At 41.9% G+C, this 26,235-nt stretch carries 23 protein-coding genes, 3 tRNA genes and 2 rRNA genes; 25 read left to right on the top strand and 3 right to left on the bottom strand.

Annotation, left to right across the window (positions count from 1 at the left end; genetic code table 11):
• Nucleotides 1–141: 141 nt before the first annotated feature.
• The 19 genes from BF9343_RS19135 to BF9343_RS19040 all read left to right on the top strand — a co-directional run bounded on the left by BF9343_RS19135 (nt 142) and on the right by BF9343_RS19040 (nt 17,908).
• Nucleotides 142–218: transfer RNA gene (locus BF9343_RS19135), tRNA-Ile, on the top strand.
• A 28-nt stretch (nt 219–246) separates the two neighbouring features.
• Nucleotides 247–320: transfer RNA gene (locus BF9343_RS19130), tRNA-Ala, on the top strand.
• A 150-nt stretch (nt 321–470) separates the two neighbouring features.
• Nucleotides 471–3,357 (top strand): 23S ribosomal RNA (locus BF9343_RS19125).
• A gap of 90 nt (nt 3,358–3,447) precedes the next feature.
• Nucleotides 3,448–3,558, top strand: a 5S ribosomal RNA gene (gene rrf / locus BF9343_RS19120).
• Between the two features lie 510 nt (nt 3,559–4,068).
• Nucleotides 4,069–4,512, top strand: coding sequence for a hypothetical protein (locus tag BF9343_RS19110; protein ID WP_008770318.1), 444 nt, complete (start codon nt 4,069–4,071; stop codon nt 4,510–4,512).
• 139 nt (nt 4,513–4,651) lie between these two features.
• A complete protein-coding gene (locus BF9343_RS19105; protein WP_005792006.1) occupies nt 4,652–5,464 on the top strand; it encodes a MotA/TolQ/ExbB proton channel family protein in 813 nt (270 codons plus the stop codon).
• 27 nt (nt 5,465–5,491) lie between these two features.
• The gene (locus BF9343_RS19100) at nt 5,492–6,097 is read left to right on the top strand and encodes an ExbD/TolR family protein (RefSeq protein ID WP_005792004.1); all 606 of its coding nucleotides are present in this window, start codon (nt 5,492–5,494) and stop codon (nt 6,095–6,097) included.
• Nucleotides 6,098–6,109: 12 nt separating this feature from the next.
• Nucleotides 6,110–6,760, top strand: coding sequence for an ExbD/TolR family protein (locus BF9343_RS19095; RefSeq protein ID WP_005792003.1), 651 nt, complete (start codon nt 6,110–6,112; stop codon nt 6,758–6,760).
• Between the two features lie 29 nt (nt 6,761–6,789).
• Nucleotides 6,790–7,605 (top strand): energy transducer TonB, encoded by an 816-nt coding sequence (locus BF9343_RS19090; protein WP_005792001.1) that lies wholly within the window; start codon nt 6,790–6,792, stop codon nt 7,603–7,605.
• Nucleotides 7,606–7,607: 2 nt separating this feature from the next.
• The gene (locus tag BF9343_RS19085; RefSeq protein WP_005791999.1) at nt 7,608–8,555 is read left to right on the top strand and encodes a PstS family phosphate ABC transporter substrate-binding protein; all 948 of its coding nucleotides are present in this window, start codon (nt 7,608–7,610) and stop codon (nt 8,553–8,555) included.
• 19 nt (nt 8,556–8,574) lie between these two features.
• A complete protein-coding gene (locus BF9343_RS19080; RefSeq protein ID WP_010993657.1) occupies nt 8,575–10,008 on the top strand; it encodes a tetratricopeptide repeat protein in 1,434 nt (477 codons plus the stop codon).
• Nucleotides 10,009–10,319: 311 nt separating this feature from the next.
• A complete protein-coding gene (locus tag BF9343_RS19075; protein WP_025814814.1) occupies nt 10,320–11,174 on the top strand; it encodes an ABC transporter ATP-binding protein in 855 nt (284 codons plus the stop codon).
• Nucleotides 11,171–11,986, top strand: coding sequence for a hypothetical protein (locus BF9343_RS19070; RefSeq protein ID WP_005791993.1), 816 nt, complete (start codon nt 11,171–11,173; stop codon nt 11,984–11,986). The genes BF9343_RS19075 and BF9343_RS19070 overlap by 4 nt, the downstream gene beginning before the upstream one ends.
• A 15-nt stretch (nt 11,987–12,001) precedes the next feature.
• Nucleotides 12,002–12,370: a GntR family transcriptional regulator gene (locus tag BF9343_RS19065; RefSeq protein WP_005804269.1), complete on the top strand. Its 369-nt coding sequence runs from the start codon at nt 12,002–12,004 to the stop codon at nt 12,368–12,370.
• Between the two features lie 12 nt (nt 12,371–12,382).
• Nucleotides 12,383–13,180: a hypothetical protein gene (locus tag BF9343_RS19060; protein WP_005791989.1), complete on the top strand. Its 798-nt coding sequence runs from the start codon at nt 12,383–12,385 to the stop codon at nt 13,178–13,180.
• A gap of 23 nt (nt 13,181–13,203) precedes the next feature.
• Nucleotides 13,204–14,592: an erythromycin esterase family protein gene (locus tag BF9343_RS19055; protein ID WP_041926274.1), complete on the top strand. Its 1,389-nt coding sequence runs from the start codon at nt 13,204–13,206 to the stop codon at nt 14,590–14,592.
• Between the two features lie 35 nt (nt 14,593–14,627).
• On the top strand, nt 14,628–15,482 hold the full coding sequence (locus BF9343_RS19050; protein WP_224223200.1) for an ABC transporter ATP-binding protein: 855 nt from the start codon (nt 14,628–14,630) through the stop codon (nt 15,480–15,482).
• A complete protein-coding gene (locus BF9343_RS19045; protein WP_005799183.1) occupies nt 15,479–16,252 on the top strand; it encodes an ABC transporter permease in 774 nt (257 codons plus the stop codon). The genes BF9343_RS19050 and BF9343_RS19045 overlap by 4 nt, the downstream gene beginning before the upstream one ends.
• Nucleotides 16,253–16,384: 132 nt before the next feature.
• Nucleotides 16,385–17,908 carry a hypothetical protein gene (locus BF9343_RS19040; protein ID WP_010993655.1) on the top strand — a complete coding sequence of 508 codons (1,524 nt, stop codon included), beginning with the start codon at nt 16,385–16,387 and terminating at the stop codon, nt 17,906–17,908.
• A 490-nt stretch (nt 17,909–18,398) separates the two neighbouring features.
• Here BF9343_RS19040 and BF9343_RS19035 read toward each other — a convergent pair.
• Nucleotides 18,399–18,471 (bottom strand) — tRNA-Met (locus BF9343_RS19035).
• 238 nt (nt 18,472–18,709) lie between these two features.
• Between BF9343_RS19035 and BF9343_RS19030 the strand changes: the two genes are divergently transcribed.
• Genes BF9343_RS19030 through BF9343_RS19020 form a run of 3 tightly spaced genes read left to right on the top strand, consistent with a single transcriptional unit; the run spans nt 18,710 to nt 20,739 of the window.
• Nucleotides 18,710–19,306: a TetR/AcrR family transcriptional regulator gene (locus tag BF9343_RS19030; protein WP_005792010.1), complete on the top strand. Its 597-nt coding sequence runs from the start codon at nt 18,710–18,712 to the stop codon at nt 19,304–19,306.
• Between the two features lie 12 nt (nt 19,307–19,318).
• Entirely contained in the window at nt 19,319–20,065 is a 747-nt protein-coding gene (gene fabG / locus BF9343_RS19025) for a 3-oxoacyl-[acyl-carrier-protein] reductase (RefSeq protein WP_005792012.1), read from the top strand.
• Between the two features lie 8 nt (nt 20,066–20,073).
• A complete protein-coding gene (locus BF9343_RS19020) occupies nt 20,074–20,739 on the top strand; it encodes an RluA family pseudouridine synthase (protein ID WP_005792014.1) in 666 nt (221 codons plus the stop codon).
• Nucleotides 20,740–20,887: 148 nt separating this feature from the next.
• Here the strand turns inward: BF9343_RS19020 and BF9343_RS19015 are convergent, their stop codons facing one another.
• Together BF9343_RS19015 and BF9343_RS19010 are read right to left on the bottom strand one after the other, a co-directional pair.
• A complete protein-coding gene (locus BF9343_RS19015; RefSeq protein ID WP_005792016.1) occupies nt 20,888–21,130 on the bottom strand; it encodes a hypothetical protein in 243 nt (80 codons plus the stop codon).
• A 254-nt stretch (nt 21,131–21,384) separates the two neighbouring features.
• Nucleotides 21,385–22,728, bottom strand: a complete 1,344-nt coding sequence (locus BF9343_RS19010) for a sigma-54-dependent transcriptional regulator (protein WP_005792018.1) — start codon at nt 22,726–22,728, stop codon at nt 21,385–21,387.
• 93 nt (nt 22,729–22,821) lie between these two features.
• Between BF9343_RS19010 and BF9343_RS19005 the strand changes: the two genes are divergently transcribed.
• The 3 genes from BF9343_RS19005 to BF9343_RS18995 are packed head-to-tail and all read left to right on the top strand — an operon-like array spanning nt 22,822 to nt 26,235.
• A complete protein-coding gene (locus BF9343_RS19005) occupies nt 22,822–23,661 on the top strand; it encodes a peptidylprolyl isomerase (RefSeq protein ID WP_005792021.1) in 840 nt (279 codons plus the stop codon).
• 2 nt (nt 23,662–23,663) lie between these two features.
• On the top strand, nt 23,664–24,926 hold the full coding sequence (locus BF9343_RS19000; protein ID WP_005792023.1) for a M16 family metallopeptidase: 1,263 nt from the start codon (nt 23,664–23,666) through the stop codon (nt 24,924–24,926).
• Nucleotides 24,910–26,235, top strand: a complete 1,326-nt coding sequence (locus BF9343_RS18995; RefSeq protein ID WP_005804263.1) for an MATE family efflux transporter — start codon at nt 24,910–24,912, stop codon at nt 26,233–26,235. Before BF9343_RS19000 ends, BF9343_RS18995 begins: the two co-directional genes overlap by 17 nt.

Genomic DNA, 26,235 nt, shown 5'->3' with positions numbered 1-26,235 from the left:
GACGTTCATTGGTTCTAAAATTGTACTACTGGTACTTGTTTATTTATAGAATATAGATCAACCGTCTATAGTAATATAGATAGAGATAAACAAGAGAAATGAAAGAAGCCGAGTCTAACAAACAGACAAGGGTTTGAACTCAGTCCTATAGCTCAGTTGGTTAGAGCGCTACACTGATAATGTAGAGGTCGGCAGTTCAACTCTGCCTGGGACTACCAACAGATAGATATTTTATCTTGTATGATTGGGGGATTAGCTCAGCTGGCTAGAGCATCTGCCTTGCACGCAGAGGGTCAACGGTTCGAATCCGTTATTCTCCACTCCGATACCGCAACCTAACATGCTTGCGTGTAATCAAACGATCTTTGACATGATGTACAGAAAAAAGTAAATTTAGTAAGAGCTAAAAGTATATATCGAACCATTTGGTTCAGATCCTTTTTAAGAAAAGGAGATGAATCTGGCGATAAAAGAAAGTAAATAAGGGCGCATGGCGGATGCCTTGGCTCTCGGAGGCGATGAAGGACGTGATAAGCTGCGATAAGCTTCGGGTAGGTGCAAATGACCTTTGATCCGAAGATTTCCGAATGGGACAACCCGGCATTCTGAAGGAATGTCATCCAACTTGGTTGGAGGCTAACGCAGGGAACTGAAACATCTTAGTACCTGCAGGAAAAGAAAATAAATAATGATTCCCCTAGTAGTGGCGAGCGAACGGGGATTAGCCCAAACCACCCATGTTACGGCATGTGTGGGGTTGTAGGACCACGCTCTCGCAAGACAGTTATTGAGAAGAAACGGCTGGAAAGTCGTGCCATAGACGGTGATAGCCCGGTATTCTAAGGTAACCGAAGCGTAGTGGTATCCTGAGTAGCGCGGAGCACGAGGAATTCTGCGTGAATCAGCCGGGACCATCCGGTAAGGCTAAATACTCCCGAGAGACCGATAGCGAACCAGTACTGTGAAGGAAAGGTGAAAAGCACTTCGAATAGAAGAGTGAAATAGTCCCTGAAACCATGCGCCTACAAGCGGTCGGAGCAGCTTAAGCTGTGACGGCGTGCCTTTTGCATAATGAACCTACGAGTTACTTTTTCCGGCAAGGTTAAGCATCTTGAGATGTGGATCCGAAGCGAAAGCGAGTCTGAACAGGGCGGATAGTCGGAAGGAGTAGACGCGAAACCAAGTGATCTACCCTTGGGCAGGTTGAAGGTTAGGTAACACTAACTGGAGGACCGAACCGATAAGCGTTGAAAAGCTTCCGGATGACCTGAGGGTGGGGGTGAAAGGCTAATCAAACTTGGAGATAGCTCGTACTCCCCGAAATGCATTTAGGTGCAGCCTTGAGAGTTACTAATGTGAGGTAGAGCGACTGATAAGATGCGAGGGCTTCACCGCCTATCAAGTCTTGATAAACTCCGAATGCGCATTAGTTCTATCTCAGGAGTGAGGGCATGGGTGCTAAGGTCCATGTCCTAAAGGAGAAGAATCCAGACCATCAGCTAAGGTCCCCAAATAAACACTAAGTTGAACTAACGAAGTCAGATTGCTAAGACAGCTAGGATGTTGGCTTGGAAGCAGCCATTCATTTAAAGAGTGCGTAACAGCTCACTAGTCGAGGAGTTTGGCGTGGATAATAATCGGGCATAAGTGTTTTACCGAAGCTATGGGATCCTAATGGATCGGTAGGGGAGCATTCCACTCAGCGTTGAAGGCGAAGCGTGAGCTTTACTGGAGCGTGTGGAAAAGCAAATGTAGGTATAAGTAACGATAAAGGGGGTGAGAAACCCCCTCGCCGCAAGACTAAGGTTTCCTGATCAACGCTAATCGGATCAGGGTTAGTCGGGTCCTAAGGCTCAGCCGAACGGTGAGGCCGATGGCAGAACAGGTTAATATTCCTGTACTACCTATAAGAGTGATGTGGAGACGGAGGAGTGACAACGCCGCGGACTGACGGAATAGTCCGTTAAAGGGTGTAGATGTTGATTATCCCAGGCAAATCCGGGATAAGAGTCGAACCTGATAGTATACCAATTTCCTCGGAAAACGGTAATAGTGCGTGTAAACATACTCCCAAGAAAATCCGCTAAACTTAATCTTATAGGTACCCGTACCGTAAACGGACACACGTAGTCGGGTTGAATATACTCAGGCGCTTGAGTGAATCACGGTTAAGGAACTAGGCAAATTGACCCTGTAACTTCGGGATAAAGGGTCCCTACCCGGTGACGGGAGGGCGCAGAGAATAGGTCCAGGCAACTGTTTAACAAAAACACAGGGCTGTGCAAAATTGAAAGATCACGTATACAGCCTGACACCTGCCCGGTGCTGGAAGGTTAAGAGGAGATGTCATCGCAAGAGAAGCATTGAATTGAAGCCCCAGTAAACGGCGGCCGTAACTATAACGGTCCTAAGGTAGCGAAATTCCTTGTCGGGTAAGTTCCGACCTGCACGAATGGTGTAATGATCTGGACACTGTCTCAACCGTGAGCTCAGTGAAATTGTAGTATCGGTGAAGATGCCGATTACCCGCGATGGGACGAAAAGACCCCGTGAACCTTTACTATAGCTTAACATTGAATTTGGGTAATTGATGTGTAGGATAGGCCGGAGACTTTGAAGCAGGCACGCCAGTGTTTGTGGAGTCGCTGTTGAAATACGGCCCTTTGGTTATTTGAGTTCTAACTCGCTGATGCGAGGACACTGTTTGGTGGGTAGTTTGACTGGGGTGGTCGCCTCCAAAAGCGTAACGGAGGCTTCTAAAGGTGCCCTCACGCCGATTGGTAACCGGCGGTAGAGTGTAATGGCATAAGGGCGCTTGACTGGGAGACTTACAAGTCGATCAGGTAGGAAACTAGAGCATAGTGATCCGGTGTTTCCGTATGGAAGGGACATCGCTCAAAGGATAAAAGGTACTCCGGGGATAACAGGCTGATCCCTCCCAAGAGCTCATATCGACGGAGGGGTTTGGCACCTCGATGTCGGCTCGTCACATCCTGGGGCTGGAGAAGGTCCCAAGGGTTGGGCTGTTCGCCCATTAAAGTGGCACGCGAGCTGGGTTCAGAACGTCGTGAGACAGTTCGGTCTCTATCTATCGTGGGCGTATGAAATTTGCGTGGCTCTGACACTAGTACGAGAGGACCGTGTTGGACTGACCTCTGGTTTACCGGTTGTGCCGCCAGGTGCATTGCCGGGTATCTAAGTCGGGATTGGATAAGTGCTGAAAGCATCTAAGTACGAAGCCAGCCACAAGATTAGATTTCTTTCAGGGTCGTTGTAGACTACAACGTTGATAGGACGCAGGTGTACAGGTGGTAACATCACAGCCGAGCGTTACTAATTGCCCGATGACTTTCTTTTATCCGCCTTCAATGGTTTATATATCCGTTTAGCTTCACTATTTATATAATAGACCGCTGAATTTACTTTTGTACATTATGTCTACCTTATTCAGGTGACTATAGCATCAGGGTTCCACCTCTTCCCATTCCGAACAGAGAAGTTAAGCCTGATCACGCCGATGGTACTGCGTAACAGTGGGAGAGTAGGTAGTCGCCGTTTTTTTCAGATGGTTCATCCCCTCCGGTCGAAAGACCGGAGGGGATGACTTGTTTTATACAGGGGGGAAGGAAAGGGAGCGCCAGGCTGCCCTCCGGATAACACTTTCTTAATGGAGATGGCTATGGGAAATCCGATAGCCTTTTCTTGTCCTATATAACGGTTATTGGAAGAGGTGGGTATCTCCGCATCCCTTGGGGGCACGGAGCCTTGCAAAAGAGGCGATTCAAGCGAATGAATGGGTTTTATATAGGAAGTTTCACTGCTTTGAATAATTTGTTTTATAGGAGGCGAAGTCAAAAGAACCTTTTCCAATATACTTTTTTTTAACTTGATTAATCTTTTATATAAAAGAAAGAATCTTTTAGTTAAAACAAAAACCGATTGAGAGTGTTTTAATGATAGAGTTCAATTTTTGATAATTAAAAGATGTAAATTGTGGTGACTCTATGCAATTAGTTACTATTTTTGTCCCGAAAATCGAAAAGAGAGTTTATCAATAAAAATAGGACGATGAGAACTTCTGTAAAATTCATATTAATGTTTGTTCTGCTGATGCTATCCTTTAGCATAAGTGGAAATGCATTGAATATTACGGAATGCTCTCATAAGTCGGTTAATTCCTGCCAGGTTTCCGCATCTTCTCTGGATACTAACTATTCTTATCGCTATGGCAGTGATATCACCGGTTTTGATAAATCACAAACTCTATCTGTCTCTGATGTTGAATTGGGTTTTAAACCTGTTTCTGAAACATACTCTTCTAATAACCTCCGTCTGCGCAGAATTCTTGAAGATTCTGACCTTTTCAAAGACACCATGCGTAAGTGGTGCCTGGTAAGAGAGAATTTGTTGGTATTAGACCAAAGTAAGTCTTATTATTCGGATAAAGATCCGCATTATGCGTCTATAAGCTGCCACTACTACATTTTTGCTTTGAGACGTATTCTTATTTAATTCCTAACTTACTATACTGCTGTGTTTGACAATACAGCCTCATTTTTAGCATGAGGCAGTAGGGTTTGGCCTGTGGTGTGTCTAATCGTATTTACTTTAAATTCTTAATAACAAATTCTTTAACAAAAAAAACTTTATTATGGAAACTACTCAAAAAAAGTCAACTAAGATTGTAGGTATCAAGAATGCCGGATTGGTTATTATCTGCTGTTTTATTATAGCAGTGTGTATCTATCATTTTATTTTGGGAAATCCCACTAACTTTATGAACAATGACCCTAACAACCATCCGCTTCCGGGAAACTTTATGGGAACCATTTACAAAGGTGGTGTGATTGTGCCTGTTATCCAAACGTTATTGCTGACTGTATTGGCATTGAGCATTGAACGCTATTTTGCTCTTCGTTCAGCTTTCGGTAGAGGTTCTTTGGTTAAATTTGTATCTAACATTAAAGAGGCTTTGTCGGTAGGAGACCTTCGGAAAGCTCAGGAAATCTGTGACAAACAGCGTGGCTCTGTAGCAAACGTTGTAACTTCTACACTACGGAAGTATGAGGAAATGGAGAATGAATCTTCTCTCTCAAAAGATCAGAAACTACTTGCCATCCAAAAGGAACTGGAAGAAGCTACGGCGCTTGAACTTCCAATGATGGAACAGAATCTTCCGATCATTGGTACTATTACTACTTTGGGTACTTTGATGGGATTGCTTGGTACGGTTATCGGTATGATCCGTTCGTTTGCCGCTTTGGCTGCAGGTGGTTCTGCTGATTCAATGGCCTTGTCGCAAGGTATTTCTGAGGCTTTGATTAACACAGCTTTTGGTATTCTTACCGGTGCGTTGGCAGTTATCTCTTATAACTACTATACAAACAAAATCGATAAGTTGACTTACAGTCTCGATGAGGTCGGTTTCTCTATTGTGCAGACTTTTGCAGCTACTCATAAATAATTTAGAATCTACTAAATTCTGACAATAATGGGCAGAGCGAAAATTAAAAAGAAAAGTACGTTCATCGACATGACAGCGATGAGTGATGTTACGGTACTGTTGCTTACTTTCTTTATGCTGACCTCTACGTTTGTGAAGAAAGAGCCGGTACAAGTGACAACACCCGCTTCGGTTTCGGAAATTAAGATTCCCGAGAAAAATATTCTTCAGATATTGGTCGATCCGAACGGAAAGATATTTATGAGTATGGACAAGCAGTCCGACCTGAAAGCGGTATTGGAGAGCATGGGACAGGAATATGGTGTCACATTTACTCCGGAACAGGAAAAGAAATTCATGTTGGCCTCTACTTTCGGAGTGCCGATGAAAAACATGAAAACCTATCTCGACCTGCCGACCGACAAACAGGACGCAGTACTGAAGAACGAAGGTATTCCTTGTGATAGTCTTGATAACCAATTCAAATCATGGGTGCGTAATGCACGCGCGGTGAATTCTGATTTACGTATTGCAATCAAGGCCGATGCGGATACTCCTTATTCTGTGATTAAAAATGTTATGAATTCACTTCAGGACCTCAGAGAGAATCGGTACAACCTGATTACTTCTCTGAAAACGACTTCTGAAAACTAAAAACGAACAACTATGAGTGCTGAAGTACAAGAAAGCGGTAAAAAGAAGGGGAATAGCAAACAGAAGAAGATGACGGTTCGCGTAGACTTTACGCCTATGGTGGATATGAATATGTTGTTGATCACTTTCTTTATGCTTTGTACCTCGCTGAGTAAACCTCAGACGATGGAGATAAGCATGCCGAGCAATGATAAAAACATCACCGAAGAACAGCAAAGCAAGGTGAAAGCTTCACAGGCAATCACTCTGTTACTGGGCCCCGATGACAAACTATATTATTATGAAGGAGAACCTAATTACAAGGATTATACTTCGCTGAAAGAGACGACGTATAAACCGGATGGATTACGGGGGATACTCCTGAAGAAAAATGCGACTGCTGTCAGACAAGTCAATGATCTGAAACAGAAAAAGCTGGAACTTAAGATATCAGAGGATGAATTTACGAAGCAACTTTCTGAAATAAAGAGTGGAAAGAATACTCCTACAGTCATCATTAAGGCAATGGATAATGCATCGTATAAAAATCTGATTGACGCTCTCGATGAAATGCAAATATGTAATATTGGTAAATATGTGATAACGAACATCGCTGAAGCCGACGAGTTTCTGGTGAAGAACTTTGAAAGCAAGGGTGAACTTTCACAGAATATTGCCGACTAAAATGTAACACCAAAAAATAGAAAAGTAAAATGGCAAAAATAGATTTAACTTCTTTTGAATGGTGTGAGCTGATTTTTAAAGGCAAAAATAAAGCTTACGGTGCCTATAAAATGCGTGCCGATTCACCCAAGCGTCACAACGTGGCAATGGTCATTGTGTTGATAATAGCTTTAGTAGGTTTTAGTCTTCCGACCTTAATCAAAATGGCTACTCCGAAGCAAAAAGAGGTAATGACGGAAGTTACCACTTTGTCGCAATTGGAGGAACCGGAAGTGAAGCAGGAAGAGATGAAAAGAGTAGAGCCGGTGGCACCACCACCGCCTGCTTTGAAGAGCTCTATTAAATTTACCGCTCCGGTGATCAAGAAAGACGAAGAGGTACATGAGGATGACGAGATTAAGAGTCAGGAAGAACTTACACAAACCAAAGTCGCTATATCCATTGCCGACGTGAAGGGTAACGATGAAGCAAACGGTAAGGATATTGCCGATTTGAAGCAGGTGGTTACTCAGGCAGAGCCGGCCGAAGAACAAGTTTTCGATATGGTAGAACAGATGCCCACATTCCCCGGTGGAACTACAGAATTGATGAAGTACATCGGTGAACATCTGAAATATCCTCCCATTGCGGCTGAAAACGGTACACAGGGAAAAGTGATCTGTCGTTTTGTGATTGGTAAGGATGGCCAAGTGAGGGATGTAACCATCGCGCGTTCGTTGGATCCATATTGCGACAAGGAAGCCATTCGTGTTATCAAATCAATGCCTAAGTGGATTCCCGGAAAACAGAACGGTAAAGCCGTAGCTGTAAATTTCACAGTACCTATTGTCTTTAAACTACAGTAATTATGACTAAAAAACAATTTTGGCTGATCGGTGCGTGGTCCTTGATTGCACTATCTGCTTGTAGCTCGAAACCCAAAGACGGACTGACAGACACTTATACATCGGGTGTAATAGCTATTACTGCTGACGAAAGTTTCCAACCCATTGTTCAGGAGGAAATTGATGTGTTCGAGGGATTGTTTCCTTTGGCCGGAATTGTTCCCCGTTATACTACTGAGGTAGACGCTATCAACCAGCTCCTGAAGGACAGTGTACGTTTGGCTATCACCACGCGTACACTGACTCCGGAGGAGATGAACTCTTTTCATAGCCGGAAATTTTTTCCCCGGGAGATAAAACTGGCTACTGACGGTTTGGCTCTGATTGTCAATAGACAAAACGCCGATTCGTTGATTTCAGTGCGTGATATCCGCCGTATACTGACGGGACAGGTACAAAAGTGGAAAGAGCTCTATCCTGCGTCGGGGTTGGGTGATATCCAACTCGTCTTTGATAACAAAAACTCAAGCACGGTACGCTTTGCGGTTGACTCCATTTGTAAGGGAGCTCCTCTGTCTGATAAAGACGTAAAGGCTCTGAAAACAAATCAGCAGGTGATTGACTATGTTGCACATACACCTGATGCAATCGGAGTGATTGGAGTCAATTGGCTTGGAAACCGAAGTGATACCACTAACTTGTCTTTCCGTGATGAGATCAGAGTGATGTCTGTCAGTGCAGACGATGTGGCTACGGTAGAGAACAGTTATAAGCCTTATCAGGCTTATCTGTACTATGGTAACTATCCGTTGGCACGGCCTATTTATGTATTATTGAACGATCCCCGTAATGCACTGCCCTGGGGATTCGCTTCTTTTCTCACATCTGACAGAGGGCAGCGGATTATATTAAAGTCCGGACTCGTTCCGGCTACTCAGCCGGTTCGTATTGTGGACGTGAAAGACGAATAATAACTAAAATTGAATTACAATGAAACGATTTCAACTGTTTTTAGTAGGAGCATTTGTAGCAGCCGGTCCGCTTTTTGCGCAATCGGCAGATGCTGATTGGCACAGTGAGGTTGCCAAAGTGAAAGAACTTATTCAGGCTAATCCGGCGCAAGCTTCCGAGGAAGCCGCACAATTGCTGAAAGGTAAAAATAAAAAAAATACGGATCTTCTGATTGCCATTGGACAAGCCTATTTGGAAGCCGGTAAAGTTAATGAGGCCGAAGCCTATGCTGCTCTTGGACAGAAAGCTAACAGCAAATCTGCTGCGGTTTCGGTGCTGCAAGGTGACATTGCCGTAGCTAAGAAAGATGCCGGAAAAGCTTGTCAGTTATATGAGCAGGCTATCTATTTTGATCCTAATTATAAAGAAGCCTATCTGAAGTTCGCTGACGTATATAAGGGGGCTAGTCCGCAACTTGCTATCGAGAAGCTGGAACAACTGAAAAACCTTGATCCTTCGTGCGTGGCTGCCGATAAAAAATTGGCAGAGGTTTATTATCTGAATAATAAATTTGATAAAGCGGCCGAAGCTTATGCGCATTTTATCAATACACCGGAGGCTACGGAAGATGATTTGACGAAATACTCTTTTGCGCTCTTTTTGAACCATGATTTTGAGAAATCACTTCAGATAGCTTTGATGGGTTTACAGAAGAATCCGCGTGATGCTGCATTCAATCGTTTGGCTATGTATAACTATACCGACCTGAAACGCTATGATGAAGCTATGAAAGCGGCGGATGCGTTCTTTAAGGAGTCCGATAAGGCAGATTTTTCTTATCTTGATTATATGTATTTCGGCCATCTGCTCAATGCCGTGAAGAAGTATGATCAGGCAGTTGAAGCTTATATGAAAGCGATCACGCTTGATCCCGCTAAAACAGATTTGTGGCGTGAAGTTTCTTCTTCTTATGAATTGAATAATGAATTTGCAAAGGCAATAGAGGCCTATAAAAAATATAGCGAATCGTTGAGTGCCGACAAGCGTACCCCTGACGTACAGTTCCAAATAGGAAAGCTTTATTACGAAAAGGGTACGCAATCGGATACGTTAACCGTTTCGCTGGATGAGCGGAAGGCGGCTCTTGTTTCTGCCGATTCCATTTTTACTGAGATTGCTAAAGTGGCTCCGGATAGTTATCTGGGTAACTTCTGGAGAGCACGTACTAATTCCGCGTTAGACCCGGAGACCACTCAAGGGTTGGCTAAACCTTATTATGAAGAGGTGGCTGCCTTCTTGATTGATAAAAATGACCCGAGGTACAACTCTGCTTTGATTGAGTGTTATAGTTACTTGGGATATTATTATCTGGTAGCTAACAAACTTCCTGAATCTAAGGAGTATTGGAATAAAATTCTGGCTATAGACCCCGCTAATGCTACTGCTAAACGTGCATTGGATGGCATCAAATAGTAATAATTTTAGTTGTTTGTCGTGTAGGAGGAGTGGAGAGTGATTCTTAGCTCCTCCTTTTTTAGTTTCTTTCTTATCCTATATCCGCTTTGGTTTCATCTTCTACTTTTAGAGCGTTGCTATAAGTATTGGTTTTGATTTTATGATTTTCCTTTCGTATCGATAGAATATCGAATGTATAGCGCTGATAATAAGTGAAATAAGAAAATTATCTAAAAAAACATTGCCAATTCGGTTGTAATATTCATATATTTATCTGCTTTTGTGGTGTACTATTGTACTAATACACATAAACTCATAAATAAATGAAGATGATTACAGTAGAAAATCTTTCCTTTCTTTATCGTAAATCGAAGCGTGCCGTTTTGCATGACTTCTCTCTGTCACTTGAAAAGGGGCGGGTTTACGGATTACTTGGCAAAAATGGTGCAGGCAAATCTACACTACTCTATCTGATGAGTGGGCTGCTCACTCCTAAAAGTGGAAAAGTGGTCTATCATGATGTTGACGTACGCCGCCGGCTTCCCATCACTTTGCAGGATATGTTTTTGGTTCCTGAAGAATTTGATCTTCCTCCGGTTTCGCTAATTAGCTATATAGAGTTAAACAGTCCGTTTTATCCCCGTTTCAGCAAAGAGGATATGGTGAAATATCTGCACTATTTTGAAATGGATATCAATATTGATCTGGGGGCACTCTCTATGGGGCAGAAGAAAAAAGTATTCATGAGCTTTGCGCTAGCCACTAATACATCTTTGTTGTTGATGGACGAACCGACCAATGGACTTGATATTCCTGGTAAAAGTCAGTTCCGGAAGTTTATTGCTTCGGGTATGACAGATGATAAAACGATCTTGATTTCTACCCATCAGGTGCGTGACATTGATAAGGTGCTCGATCATGTGTTGATTATGGACAATAGTCGGGTATTGCTGAATGAATCTACTATGAGTATTTGCGATAAACTGTTTTTTACTGAAAGCGAAAACCGGGAGTTGTTACAGTCGTCTTTGTTTTCCACTCCCTCTATTCAAGGTAATTTTTTGCTTTTGCCTAATGAATCGGGCGAAGATTCAGAGATTAACCTGGAATTATTATTTAATGCTACCTTGGCAGTTCCCGAAAGGATTTCTGCATTGTTCCACTCTAAACAAATAGAATTATGATACGAGATACTTTTTTCAGTCAAACGCGTTTTGTGAATCTTTGCCGTAAAGAGATGGTGGAGAATTGGAAGTCCAATCTGCTTCGTGTTGCGTTGATGTATGGTGCTATGGCGGTGATAATGTTATGGAGCGGATATTTAAGTTACCGGGCAGTAGGTCAAGATACAGATAGTACCTGGGAGTTCAATCTGGTGATTTTTATGTGGGGGCTTTGTGTATTCGGTTGCTTGAGTGCTTCGTTCACAATGGAGAGGATGAAATCGAAAACCGGGCGGCTCTCTGTTCTGATGACTCCTGCTACATCGTTTGAAAAATACTTTTCCCGTTGGTTGGTATTTACGGTTGTTTTCTTAATTGTTTTTCTGATTACTTATAAACTGGCGGATTATACAAAAGTATTGGTATACTCTTTGGTTTATCCGGAAAATAACGCAATTGCGATTACTCCGTTATCTCATCTGTTTGGTGAAAATACGGATTATTATACAGTATTCAAGCATACCCATACATTTGTATTAATGATTGCAAGCTATTTCTTCTGTCAGTCTTGCTTTGTACTGGGCAGTTCTGTCTGGCCTAAGAATTCGTTTATCAAAACATTTTCTGCCGGAATGATTATATTCATTGCTTATGTATTGATTGTGGTCGGATTTGCCAAGTTGATATGGCCGGATCAAATAAGTTACAATCCGGATATGAGCGAGGAGACTGCTTTTGCTTGTCTTTCGGCAATAGCTGTTCTTTTCACTCTGACTAACTGGACACTTGCGTATTTCCGTTTCAAGGAATCTGAGATTATTAATCGAATGTAACAAACTCTTACGTTTATGAATTTTAAAGAAAGTAAAGCCATTTATCTGCAAATAGCAGATCGAATCTGTGACGAGATTCTTCTCGGACAGTATCAGGAGGAAGAACGAATTCCTTCTGTAAGGGAGTATGCAGCTATGGTGGAGGTAAATGCCAACACGGCCATGCGTTCGTTCGATTATCTTCAGTCACAAGATATCATTTACAATAAACGGGGTATTGGTTATTTTGTTTCTTCCGGCGCAAAGGAGCTGATTTTTTCACTTCGTCGGGAGACTTTTCTGAAGGATGAACTTGAGCATGTATTCCGTCAACTCTATACACTTGGAGTTTCGGATGACGAGTTGTTGACTATGTACCGTAACTTTATGATGAAACAAAAATAAAAACGAAATTTTATGAAACGTACTACATATATATTTATTGGCATACTTGTTTCGGTACTCGTGATACTGATGGCAGGTGTCGTTTATATTTCTTTCCAGAAATCAGAAACTAATTCGTATACACTCACTTTGTCGGAGAAGATACTTAGAACAGAGTTTTCCGGTATCCGTGCTGTCAAAGTGTATGCAAACGACACGCGTCGTGTGTGGTTGGACGAAGCTTGTGTGAATGTTGTTTCTTCTACAGATGGAAAAACCAGACTTTTAAGTCCGGAATCCGAATATCTGAAAATCAGTCAGAATGCAGATACATTGGTCATTTGCCTGGATTTGACAACTTATGATCTTCCTAAGCAAAAAAAGGAGTATCTTATTCCGGCCCTGCAAGCTAAAGGATTACAACTGACCATAGAAGCCGACTCTAATCTGGCTTTTGTGGCTAATGCTATTCGTGGATTACGTACGAGAATCGATAGGTTGCATGCCGACTCTTTGACTACATATATAAGAGGAGGGGAATTACGTTTGGACTCTTGTGAGATACGTGCTTTTTGTGTCGATGGAGATGGAGTGACATTTAATGCTCATCAATCAATTATTCCCCATCTCTATTTAGATTTGGATGGCGTCAGGAATTGGGGCGTTCATGAATCTGTAATTGGTACTGAACATCTGACCGGAAGTGGAGTTTATCATAATAACTTGCAGAGGGGTGAGTGTAAAAAGATGATCTGGACTCCGAAGAAAGAGGACGCCGAATTGAGATTAACTATACGGGAGAAGGGAAGTTTGATACTTCAAGAAGAATAAAAGAAGAAATTATTAATACATAATTGAAGGAAGGATGTAGTAGAGAGTATTTTAGTTTTCTTGCTGCATCCTTTTTCAGTTATTTGAAGTTGAAAGCTATGAAGAATTTTCGAGTGGCAATACGGAGGTCTTATTTATCGGTCATCCTTTTGCTTTTGGCATTGGTATGCTATCTTTTGTATCCTTTGGAAATACCGGCTCTTTCTTCAGAATCGGCTATAGAAATTGATCGGTATGTTCATTCCGTGCCATGTACTGTACAGATGCCGGATACCGCTACTGATTTCTTGTGCTTCTTGGATGAAGAGTTAAAAAACAAGCAAATCTTATTGTTAGGTGAGCAGTTGCATCAGGATGGAGCCACCTTGCAAATGAAAACCAGGATGGTTCGTTATTTACACGAGAAATTAGGATATAATGTTATACTATATGAAACTGGCTTATATGACATGTATCTTATGAATCAGGATGGTCGTCAGCGGATGAATCCATCTAAAGCTGTATGGACATTTTGGTGGGGGAGTAATGAGACAAAATCATTATGGGAATATTATCGCTCCCATCCTTCTATTGCCTTGGATGGCTTCGACTGCCAGTTAACCAATTATGGACAAGGAAGGAAACACATGGAATCCGTTGAGAAGTATTTAAATGGTTACTCTTCTTCTCTTTCGGATTTCCCGTATGTGCAACGCTTCTTCTTGCAGATGAGTGAGTTTAATGGAAACTGGAATTATTTCGGATACCGGCTTGATAGGATGTTAAAAGACTCCATTGCTCAGGATTTTAATAAATTGGAAAATAGAATTCATGAGGAGTCAAGATATTCTATGGAAGATGGTTTGCATCAGCGTTATATTGCAGGACTGAAACTACGGTATGAGAGCATATGGAAGTATCGGAATGTCGGTGATTTAACACGAATGAACCTACGCGATTCTATTATGGCCGATAATTTGACTTGGTTGGTAGACTCGGTTTATAAAGACCAAAAAGTGATTGTATGGTGCGCTAATGTGCATGTATTCAACCGGGGGAGGATGCAGGTTGACTCGACCAGATTCACCTCTATGGGACAAAGGTTAAAAATACATTTTGGAGACCGGATGTATACAATAGCATTTACTTCGTATGCACGAAGAAACACTGACGGCGGCATACGGGATCCGCTTAGTACGTTGTCACTCGAGTATTTGCTACATCAGAGAAAAGTCGGGTTTGCTTATTTAAATTTCAATGAACTACCCGTGGATAGCAGATGGAGACAAGCGTTTATCTCGGGTTTGGATCAAGGTGCAAGTCTTTCGGAAGTTTGGAGCGAACAAATGGATATGCTATTCTATATCGACCTGAATTATGATGTATATTACGATAAAACTTTTATAAATAAAATGTATAAATGGGCAAAATAGAGATAAGAAATCTCTGTTTCCGATACGGCAAACAGATGGTACTCAATAATCTGAATCTGGATATTCCGGAAAATGCACTCTATGGATATTTAGGTAATAATGGTTCCGGAAAGACAACTACGATTCAAGTATTACTTGGCTTAGCTCGTCCTGTTAAAGGTGAGGTATTATATGATGGACAGCCATTTCGAGATCAGAGAGAAAAACAATTAAGGAAGATAGGCTTATGCCCGGGAGAACCATTCTATTATGATAATCTTACGGGGTATGAACACCTTGCGTATTTAGACCATATTTATCATTGTGGAAGGACCGCTATCAATAAAGTATTGGCAATCACGGGAATTGAGAATGCCAGAAACAAGAAGCTTCGACACTATTCCACGGGTATGATACATCGATTGGGAATGGCTATGGCTTTATTGCATGATCCGGATATACTGTTTCTGGACGAACCGCTCAATGGACTTGATCCGGAGGGGATACATTCTATAAGAGAGTTACTTTTACAGCTGCATCAAGAGGGTAAGACCGTTTTTTTATCCAGTCATTTACTTGATGAAGTAGAAAAAACTTGTACCCATGTTGGTATCCTTCAGCATGGCTGTTTATTGTATCAAGGAGATTTATCGGAATTACTAAACAGTATAGAGAAAAGAATCCATATCAGGTTGGACAAGGTGGATTTGTTACATTCGGTATGTAAAGAGGTCCAAATTGACAGCCGGATCAAGTCGGAGTCAATATTGGAAGTTATCCTTTCCAATGATACTACCTATGACAGGCTTATTGAGCTACTGGGGCAGGGCGGTTATCATATATCTGCTATTCAACCTTTGGAGAATACTTTGGAATCGGTTTATTTAAAATTAACTTCACAAACAAAATGAGGATATTAAGAGACTTACAAAATGTCATAGCATCAGAATATTATAAAACACGTCACGATGTAGCTGCAAAGTTATTTCTATTCTTCCCGGTGTTGTTGACAGTAGCTTTCATTGTGTATGATTTATGGAATCTGAGTCAGGAAGGCTATGACGGTACGAACTTGTGGATATACAATATCGGACGTACGTTATTCATGTTTTACGGTATGTTGTATCCATTAATGGCAGCCTTGTTTTGTGCGGCCTATATAGGAAAAGAGTTTAAAAATGACAATTACCTTCTCTTGTTTTTATTTCCTGTTCCCAGAGGCACTGTTTATGTAGCTAAACTTATTTACCTTCTATCAATGACATTCTTGTCAGTTCTTATCGCCTATGTTGCTTTTATGTTACCAGGCTTTATTTTGGGCGTTTGTTTACCGTCAATGGGCTTTCAAAATTTTGATGTGAGAATTTTAGTGATTTCTGTCTTCTTTCGTGTTTTTATTGGGCTATTGCCTATCCTTGTTATTCAATATGTGTTTAGTTTCTTGTTTAAGAATTATGCTTTAGCACTGGGATTTAGTTTTTTTATGACTGTGTTTTCGATGATTGCGAGTAATTGGCGTTACATTAATTTTATTCCGTATTCCTCCATTTTACATGCATACTCTTCATTTATGCAGCAAACGGTTTATTATTGGAAATCATTTGAAACCATTAATATCAGTTATTTTATAGTCTTTTCTATCGTGGGTTATATTTTATATAGGTATAAAAAATGGCGGTAGGATGATTCCTGGTAGTGAAGGGGTGAAGTTCTTTCCAGCTTACCGAAATGAATGAAGTGATTTTGTTCGGCAAGTGGTAAGAATGCTTATATTTGCAATATTCGTTCTTGTTAACCTAAAATTTACTTTACCATGATAGGATATAGAAACTTACTGATATCGTTATTTTGTAGTATGGCTGTTTCTGCTGCCGGACAGCCGCGCTTAGTAAAAAGCCTTGTGCCTGATATGCCATCGCAAGCTCCCGATTACTTTTGCACGTGGAATTTACAAGGCTATGTGGCCAGCTATAAAAGTACTGAACTGACCAGGGCTGCTATGACTGAAGATTATTTATTTGGGGACGGGCTTTATCAGAATTGGGTGGATTGTTATCCTGCAATCCGAAAAGATCTTTACTTTGTAATGGACGATTCGTGGGATATTCCTAAAGATGTGAATGATTCACCCAATCTTTATTTAGGTTGCGTAGAACTGAGTTCTGATCGTTTTCCGTCTTTTCGTGGAGATGCAGTGGAGCGTTTGAAACAATTATCGGAACAGATCAAGAGTAAAGGCTGGAAAGGTGTCGGTGGATGGATTTGTGCCCAGAAGGCAGAGACGCATGCAGCTATTCCTGAAGAGGAGTATTGGAAACAACGAATTAAAGCGGCAAATGCTGCCGGATTTGATTATTGGAAAGTTGATTGGGGGAAGGAAGACAGGAATGGGGAATGGAGAAGAAAGTTGACAGCTATCGGCAAGCGATATGCTCCCCATTTATATATAGAACATGCTTTGCGAAATGAATTTATTGAGTTTAGCGATGTTTTTCGGACCTATGATGTCGAAAATATTACGGCGCAGCCGATAACTATCCGGCGTATTTGTGATTTATTGCCTTATAAGACAGTCGAGGGAGCGAAAGGAATTATTAATTGTGAAGATGAACCTTATATTGCGGTAGGTTTGGGCTGTGCTATCGGTGTGATGCGACATCCGTTCGCAGAGACTTTGCCGGATGGGGCACAAGATTTTGTGTTTCCTCCGGTCGGACGTGATATTAAGCGGCGTCTGGATGAAGTCGTGCGTGGTGTCAGATGGCATCGGATAGCTGAGCCGTTTGCAGTGGGTTACGGGACTTTCGCCATCGACAGTGTGAAGTTAACCGATCATTGGATTCTACAGGAAAATGAGACTTGGAATAAGGGGCGTACGGTGGGTGCAGATGTAACGGCCGATGCACCGGCGCGGGTTGCTCGGAATATGAAGTTACCGGAGGTATCCGGAGCTCCTTTGTCGGTTTGTCCGTTTGTGTTGGCTTCCCGATACCCCAATGGCGCTGTAGCCGTTTCTACTATAGGCCGTAATGTAGGACGTGAGTATGTAACCGAAAAGGTTGCTGTTTCGATATCCGTCGACCGTTGGGACATACCTATCGGACTATTTGGTTATTTCAAAGAAGTGACAATGGTGTTTCCTTCTCCATTGAAAACAGGAAAGCATACGGTTTTTGCGCAGGATCTGGCCGGTGAGAATCCGGTGGACATTACTTCCAATGTTGTAATCAAGGATAATCGATTGATAATTCCGGGAGAAGTAATTAGCCGGGTAGGACTTATGAATGCTTCAGAAGGAGATTGTTCTGATCCGGGGATGGTGATAAGGGTTATGTAGTTGAAGGATACGAATCTGGTCTCTCACTAAGATTTCAAACAGATACATCATTACTCTTAACATCTTGCCTTTAAGTCTATTATAACAAATCTCGGTTTCTTTACCTCAGCACAGATACGCGGGTTCATGGGCTCGGATATGGGGGATCAGATAGAGAACATACCATTTTTTATTAAATAGTAATGAAAAACAGAATGCTCTAAACAGGATATCTGGTTAAGAAACGCCCATCTTACCATTATTAATTAGTATCTTAGCTATTGATATACTCCCAAATCAGCGGGTGGAAGATGCGGGTGGAAGATGGAAGATTGAAATTCATTTTCTGTAAGAGAGCAAGCCGATATTCCGAATTCATCATTCTTATTATAGAATCCCTCAGGAATTATGGAAGATCCCGGAATCCTGATTCCGGCTCTGCTCCTTATCTCGATATAAAATAAGAAAGGCTGATAATTAATCGATTATCAGCCTTTCTTCTTCTATTTAGTTGCGGAGGCCTGACTCGAACAGACGACCTTTGGGTTATGAGCCCAACGAGCTACCAACTGCTCCACTCCGCGATGTTTCTGTTTTGTGAGTGCAAAGGTACGGCTTTTATTTGAACTACCAAATATTTCGGCATTTATTTTTTTATAAAAGAGCTACTTTTATACTATATACTTGAGGATCAGTGCTGAACTAGATTGATTTTTTTTATCTGTTTTCACATACAATTGTTAATAATTTATTTGTTTTCTTGTGTGGACGAAAGAAAAGAATTACTTTTGCACAAATAATTCAGCAATGTGCAATTAACCTATGACCGTATCAAAGACAAAAGCCAAGTTAGTAGACGTTGCCCGTCAGCTTTTCGCAAAGATGGGAGTGGAGAATACTACAATGAATGATATCGCTCTTGCTTCTAAAAAGGGTAGACGTACGCTCTATACTTATTTTAAAAGTAAGGATGAAATCTATTTGGCTGTTGTAGAGTCTGAACTGGATATTCTGTCGGATATGATGAAGCGTGTGGCAGATAAAGATATCTCTCCTGATAAAAAGATTATAGAGATGATTTACACCCGGCTGGATGCGGTAAAGGAAGTAGTATATCGCAATGGAACCCTTCGTGCTAATTTTTTTAGAGATATTTGGCGTGTGGAAAAAGTTCGGAAGCGCTTTGATGCAAAAGAAATGCAACTATTTAAAAGCGTGCTGAAGGAAGGACAGGACAAAGGAGTGTTTCATGTAGATGATGTGGAAATGACTGCTGCATTGGTACACTATTGCGTAAAAGGTATCGAAGTGCCTTATATCCGGGGACATATAGGAGCTAATCTGGATATGGAAACCCGAAAAAGATATGTTGCCAACATCGTGTTTGGCGCACTACATAGAACAGAAATTAATCAATAATTTAAATTTAGTATGGGATTATTAGATGGAAAAACAGCCATTGTGACCGGTGCGGCTCGTGGTATTGGTAAAGCTATTGCTTTGAAATTTGCTTCTGAAGGAGCAAATATTGCATTTACAGATCTTGTTATCGATGAGAATGCACAGAATACAGCAAAAGAAATCGAAGCAATGGGTGTGAAAGCCAAAGGATATGCGTCGAATGCTGCCAATTTTGAAGATACTGCAAAAGTAGTGGAAGAGATTCATAAAGATTTCGGCCGTATCGATATTCTGGTAAACAATGCAGGTATCACTCGTGACGGATTGATGATGCGTATGAGCGAACAGCAGTGGGATATGGTTATTAATGTGAACCTGAAATCTGCTTTTAACTTTGTGCATGCGTGTACTCCGATCATGATGCGCCAGAAAGCCGGAAGCATTATTAATATGGCTTCTGTAGTGGGTGTTCACGGTAATGCCGGACAAGCTAACTATTCAGCTTCAAAAGCAGGTATGATTGGTTTGGCTAAATCTATCGCTCAGGAGCTTGGCTCTCGTGGTATCCGTGCCAATGCCATTGCTCCGGGATTCATCATTACTGACATGACAGCCGGCCTTTCGGAAGAAGTGAAAACAGAATGGGCTAAGAAGATTCCATTGCGTCGTGGCGGTACTCCTGAAGATGTGGCTAACATCGCTACTTTCCTTGCTTCTGATATGTCTTCTTATGTATCAGGTCAGGTGATTCAGGTAGATGGTGGTATGAATATGTAATATTCGGTATGACCGTCATATACGAAGACAATCATATTATAGTAGTTAACAAGACCGCTTCCGAAATCGTTCAGGGAGACAAAACGGGTGATACTCCTCTTTCAGAAACTGTCAAGCAATATCTGAAAGATAAATATCAGAAACCCGGAAATGTCTTTATCGGTGTAACCCATCGGCTGGACCGCCCCGTGAGCGGTCTTGTTATTTTTGCGAAGACCAGTAAGGCTCTTTCCCGCTTGAATGAGATGTTTAAGAACAGTGAAGTGAAAAAGACCTATTGGGCCATCGTGAAGAATTGTCCGAAGCAACCCGAAGGAGAATTGGTTCACTATCTGGTGCGTAACGAGAAGCAGAATAAAAGCTACGCTTATGATAAGGAGGTTCCCAACAGTAAAAAGGCGATTCTGAACTATAAACTTATCGGACATTCGGATCATTACTTTCTACTCGAAGTTGATCTGAAGACCGGACGTCATCATCAGATTCGTTGCCAGTTGGCAAAGATGGGATGTCCCATCAAAGGTGATTTGAAATATGGTTCTGCACGTTCCAATCCGGATGGAAGTATTTGTTTGCATGCCCGGCATGTGCGTTTTGTTCATCCGGTGTCTAAAGAATTGATTGAACTCGATGCTCCTGTACCGGATAGTAACTTATGGCATGGATTTCAATGAAAAAGAGTGATGGTTTCATTTAGATGGATCCTCAAATAATTTCAACCGGAGCACAACTTTGGTTATCTACTTTCCTATATAAACGCAAAAAAGCCATTCCCTGAATAGACGAAGTAGGAATGGCTTTTTTGTTGTAGTGTGCTTACTATTATTCGGCAAACTGTGCAAATGCTCCTGATGCTGCGACCGTTATAGCGGTTGTGTCGGCTACTTCTTTCTTAGGCTCAGTTTTTGCAGTGTCTTTGACCTCTTTCTTTGGGTCTTTTTTCACCGGATCCTGTGCCATTGTAAAGAACGATCCACAAGCAAACATAAACATAGCTACTACTAAAACTAACTTTTTCATAATTATTTTCTTGTTAAAGTTCTGATTGTCTGTTTTTAATTTCATGTTAAGGTCTAGGTTAAAACCATCACAAACAAACATAAACATTGCTACTACTATAAAACTAACTCTTTAGTTTTATCTTTCATTTGGTTAAACACTTGTATTGAGTATTTCCCAAATCTTGTGCCAAAAAGAATACGTGTGAACTAATCTGTTGATTTGTAGGTGAGTAAAAAATGAATGGAAATGGGATGCAGTGTGGAATGTTGTGGAAAATGTGGAAAAGGGTGTGGAAATATTCCACACCTTGGTGTTCTTTAGAGGTCGATTCCGTATAGTTTCAGTTTATTGTATAATGTTTTGCGGTCAATATCGAGTAATTGTGCAGCACGGCTTTTGTTGTTTCCTGTTTGTCGGAGTGCTTCCAGTATATGTTCCTTTTCGGCATCTTCATCCCGTAATGTCATTTTGGGAGTTGATAGTTGTGTTTCCAGAATTTCACTACCCAGTTCTGCAAGGCCTATGAAACTGCCTTGAGCAAGCAATGTGGCGCGTTTGATGATATTCTTCATCTGCCTTAGGTTGCCGGGCCAGTGATATTCGAGTAATGCCTTTGAAGCATTGGCATCGAAGCCGATCAGTTGCTTGTCAAGCTCTTTATTAGCCTGGTCGAGGAAGAAGTTGGCAAAAAGAAGGATGTCTCCGCCACGTTCTTTCAGAGTAGGCATGCGCAAAGTAAATTCATTGATTCGGTGGTAGAGGTCTTCGCGGAATGTACCTTTTTCGATGGCTTGTTCCAGGTTCTCGTTGGTTGCAGACACCAGACGGATATCGACAGTAATTTCTGAGTTTGAACCAACAGGGCGTATTTTACGTTCCTGTAGTGCACGAAGAAGTTGAATTTGTATTTCGTAACTCAGGTTACCGATTTCATCAAGAAAGATGGTACCCCCGTTCGCTGCTACAAAAGCACCGGTTTTATCAGAGAGAGCACCGGTGAAGGAGCCTTTGATGTGACCGAAGAACTCAGAAGCGGCCAACTCTTTGGGGATGGAGCCACAGTCGATGGCAATAAACGGTTTGTCGCTACGTTTGCTTAATTGGTGAATACGATGGGCTACATACTCTTTTCCCGTTCCACTGGCACCGTTGATCAGGACTGACATGTTGGTGGGAGCTACCAGGCTGACATAGTTATAGAGTTGTTTGGCAGCATCACTTTCTCCTTCCAGATAGGAATGAGATTCTTGTTTGGTTTTAGGGCTTTTCTCCGTGAGGGGAGTTTTGGGAAGAGGAGCTTCTTTCTTTTGAAGTGCTTCGCTCATTTTCTTAAGCAGCTCTTCGGGATTAACGGGTTTGGCAATATAGTCTTGTGCACCCAGTTTCATTGCTTGTACGGCTGATTGGATATCTGCATATCCTGTCATGATAATCAATGGGATATGGAGCTCTTTCTCACCCATCCATTTCAACAGGTGAATACCATCGTGGTCGGGAAGTCGCAAGTCGGAAAGAATCAGGTCTACCGGTTGTGCATCGATGTGCTTTTGCGCACGTGCAATGTTACTCACTGATGATACATTAAACCCTTTTTTGCCTAACCAGGTTTTTAGCATCATCCCGAACGTAATATCATCTTCAACTATCAGTATGGATCTCATGATGTTAGCTTTTGCCTCTTTTTGTGAGCTACAAAGGTAAGAGGTTTTGAGGTAAAGTCGTATATTTGCAGACTTAAATTAAATAAAAGCGTTATGAAACAGAATTTTTGGATATTATTAATTATACTGGCTTGCAGCGCAGTAGCTTGTAAGTCGGGACAAAAGAAAGATGGAAACATGGAAAAAGAAACTGTATTGAAGATTGAGACCTCTATGGGGGATATCAAAGTAAAGTTGTATAATGAGACTCCGAAACATAGAGATAATTTCATTAAACTGGCTAAAGACGGAACATATAATGGAACGTTGTTTCATCGTGTCATAAAAGACTTTATGGTGCAAGCGGGTGATCCGGAATCGAAAAATGCTCCGAAAGGTAAGATGTTGGGTTCCGGTGATGTAGGTTATACGGTTCCGGCTGAATTTGTATATCCGAAGTATTTTCATAAGAAAGGCGCTTTGTCTGCTGCCCGACAGGGAGATGAAGTGAATCCCAAGAAAGAGTCATCCGGTTGTCAATTCTATATTGTTACCGGAAAAGTGTTCAATGATTCGACACTTCTGAATATGGAACAACAGAAGAATCAGAATAAGGTAACTGAGGCTTTTAATGCTTTGGCGCAAAAACACATGAAAGAAATCTATAAAATGCGTAAGGCCAATGATCAGGACGGACTTTATGCTTTACAAGATACTCTGTTTATACAGGCTGAAGCGGAAGCTGCCAAACAACCCGATTTCCACTTTACTCCTGAGCAAATAAAAGCTTATACAACCGTCGGAGGTACTCCGCATCTGGATGGTGAATATACTGTTTTTGGCGAAGTTGTCGAGGGCATGGACATTGTTGACAAAATCCAGCAGGTAAAAACAGACCGCAGCGATCGCCCGGAAGAGGATGTGAAGATTATTAATGTTTCTGTTATTGAATAAATATGCTGCAAATCAACAGGCATATTCTGGATAATGGTTTGAGATTGGTTCATGCGCAGGACACCAGTACGCAGATGGTTGCGCTCAATATTCTCTATAATGTGGGAGCCAGAGATGAAAACCCGGAGCATACCGGGTTTGCCCATCTTTTTGAGCACCTGATGTTTGGCGGTTCTGTGAATATACCCGATTATGATGCTCCGTTACAATTGGCAGGAGGGGAAAATAATGCCTGGACCAATAATGACATTACCAATTATTACCTCACTGTACCCAGACAGAATGTGGAAACCGGATTTTGGCTTGAATCTGATAGAATGTTGAGCCTCGATTTCAGTGAACGCAGTCTGGAGGTTCAGCGGGGAGTGGTAATGGAAGAGTTTAAGCAGCGTTGCCTTAATCAGCCCTATGGTGATGTTGGGCATTTGTTGCGTCCGCTGGCTTATCGGGTTCATCCTTATCAATGGCCTACCATCGGTAAGGAGCTGTCTCACATAGCCAATGCTACATTGGAAGAGGTCAAAGATTTCTTTTTTCGTTTTTATGCACCTAATAATGCTGTTCTGGCTGTTACCGGCAATATTTCGTTTGAAGAGGCTTTACATCTCACAGAAAAGTGGTTCGGTCCTATCCCCCGCCGGGAAGTTCCTTTGAGGCAATTGCCTCCGGAGCCGGTACAAACGGAAGAACGCCGTTTGGTAGTGGAGAGAAATGTACCGCTTGATTCGCTTTTTATGGCGTACCATATGTGTGACCGCGCGGATAGCGATTATTATGCTTTTGATATCTTGTCGGATATCTTAAGTAACGGACGTTCCAGCCGTTTGAACCAGCATCTTGTGCAAGAAAAGCAATTGTTCTCGAGTATCGATGCTTATATATCGGGAACACTTGATGCCGGCTTGTTCCATATCAGTGGGAAACCGGCAGCCGGTGTGTCGTTGGAAGAAGCTGAGGCTGCGGTGCGTGAAGAGTTGAATGAACTGCAATCTGCTTTGATCCAAGAACAGGAACTCGAGAAGGTAAAGAATAAGTTTGAATCTACCCAGATATTCGGAAATATCAATTATCTGAATGTTGCCACCAATCTTGCCTGGTTCGAATTGAACGGGCGGGCTGAAGATATGGAAAAGGAGGTTGAACGCTATCGTGCCGTGACTGCCGACCGTTTGAACGCGGTGGCACAAACTGCATTCCGAGAAGAAAATGGAGTAGTACTTTATTATAAGAGTAGTAGAGGAGAGAAGGATGAGACTTATATATAAGAATCATTATAAAGCATTGTTTCTTCTTGGCCTTCCCATTGTTATCGGGCAAGTGGGGGTTATTGTGCTTGGCTTTGCCGATACCTTAATGATTGGTCATCACAGCACCAACGAACTGGGAGCAGCCTCCTTTGTCAATAACATGTTTACGCTTGCCATTATTTTCAGTACCGGATTTTCATATGGATTGACTCCTATTGTAGGGGGCTTTTATGGGACTCGTAGATTTGCGTCTGCCGGGCAGGCATTACGTTGCAGTTTGCTTGCCAATCTTTTGGTCGGTATTTTATTAACCGTAATTATGGGCATTCTCTATCTGAATGTTGAAAGATTGGGGCAACCGGAAGAGTTATTACCCTTGATCAAGCCCTATTATCTGATACTACTTGCCTCGCTGGTCTTTGTGTTGCTATTTAACGGATTCAAACAGTTTACCGATGGAATAACCGATACTAAGACAGCTATGTGGATACTTTTGGGTGGAAATGTACTGAATATCGTGGGGAACTATATCTTGATTAACGGTAAACTTGGATTTCCCGAACTTGGATTATTGGGTGCCGGAATCAGCACGTTGTTCTCACGTATTGTCATGGTGCTGGTATTTGCATTCGTGTTTTTTAGCAGCCGCCGTTTCTTACGTTATAAACTGGGATTTATTCGCTTGGGATGGTCGCGTACATTGTTCCGTCAGCTGAATGCCTTAGGATGGCCTGTAGCTTTTCAAATGGGGATGGAAACCGCTTCATTTAGCTTGAGCACAGTGATGGTAGGATGGTTGGGGACTATCGCCCTTGCCTCACATCAGGTAATGCTTACTATCTCACAGTTCACGTTTATGATGTTTTATGGGATGGGGGCGGCAGTAGCTGTGCGTGTCAGCAATTTCAAGGGTCAAAACGATATTGTTAATGTACGTCGTACTGCGTATGCCGGGGCACATATCATATTAGCTATGGGAGTTGTTCTGCTGTCTATTGTCTTCTTGTTCCGCTATCAGGTAGGAGGATGGTTTACCGACAATACCGAAGTCTCTGCGATGGTAGTTGTTCTGATGGTGCCTTTTCTGGCTTATCAGTTCGGCGATGGGATGCAAATCAATTTCGCTAATGCCCTGCGTGGTATTTCGGATGTAAAGCCTATGATGCTGATTGCTTTTATCGCCTATTTTATCATTTCTCTCCCGGCCGGATATTTCTTTGGATTTGTTATGGGCTGGGGATTACTCGGGGTCTGGATGGCTTTTCCTTTCGGACTGAGTAGTGCGGCCATTATGTTATGGTTACGTTTCAGATATAAAACAAGATAA

Source organism: Bacteroides fragilis NCTC 9343 (genome assembly GCF_000025985.1).
Lineage (GTDB): Bacteria > Bacteroidota > Bacteroidia > Bacteroidales > Bacteroidaceae > Bacteroides > Bacteroides fragilis.
The sequence above is the reverse complement of the archived record's forward strand: the minus strand, read 5'-3'. Positions and strand labels throughout refer to the sequence as shown.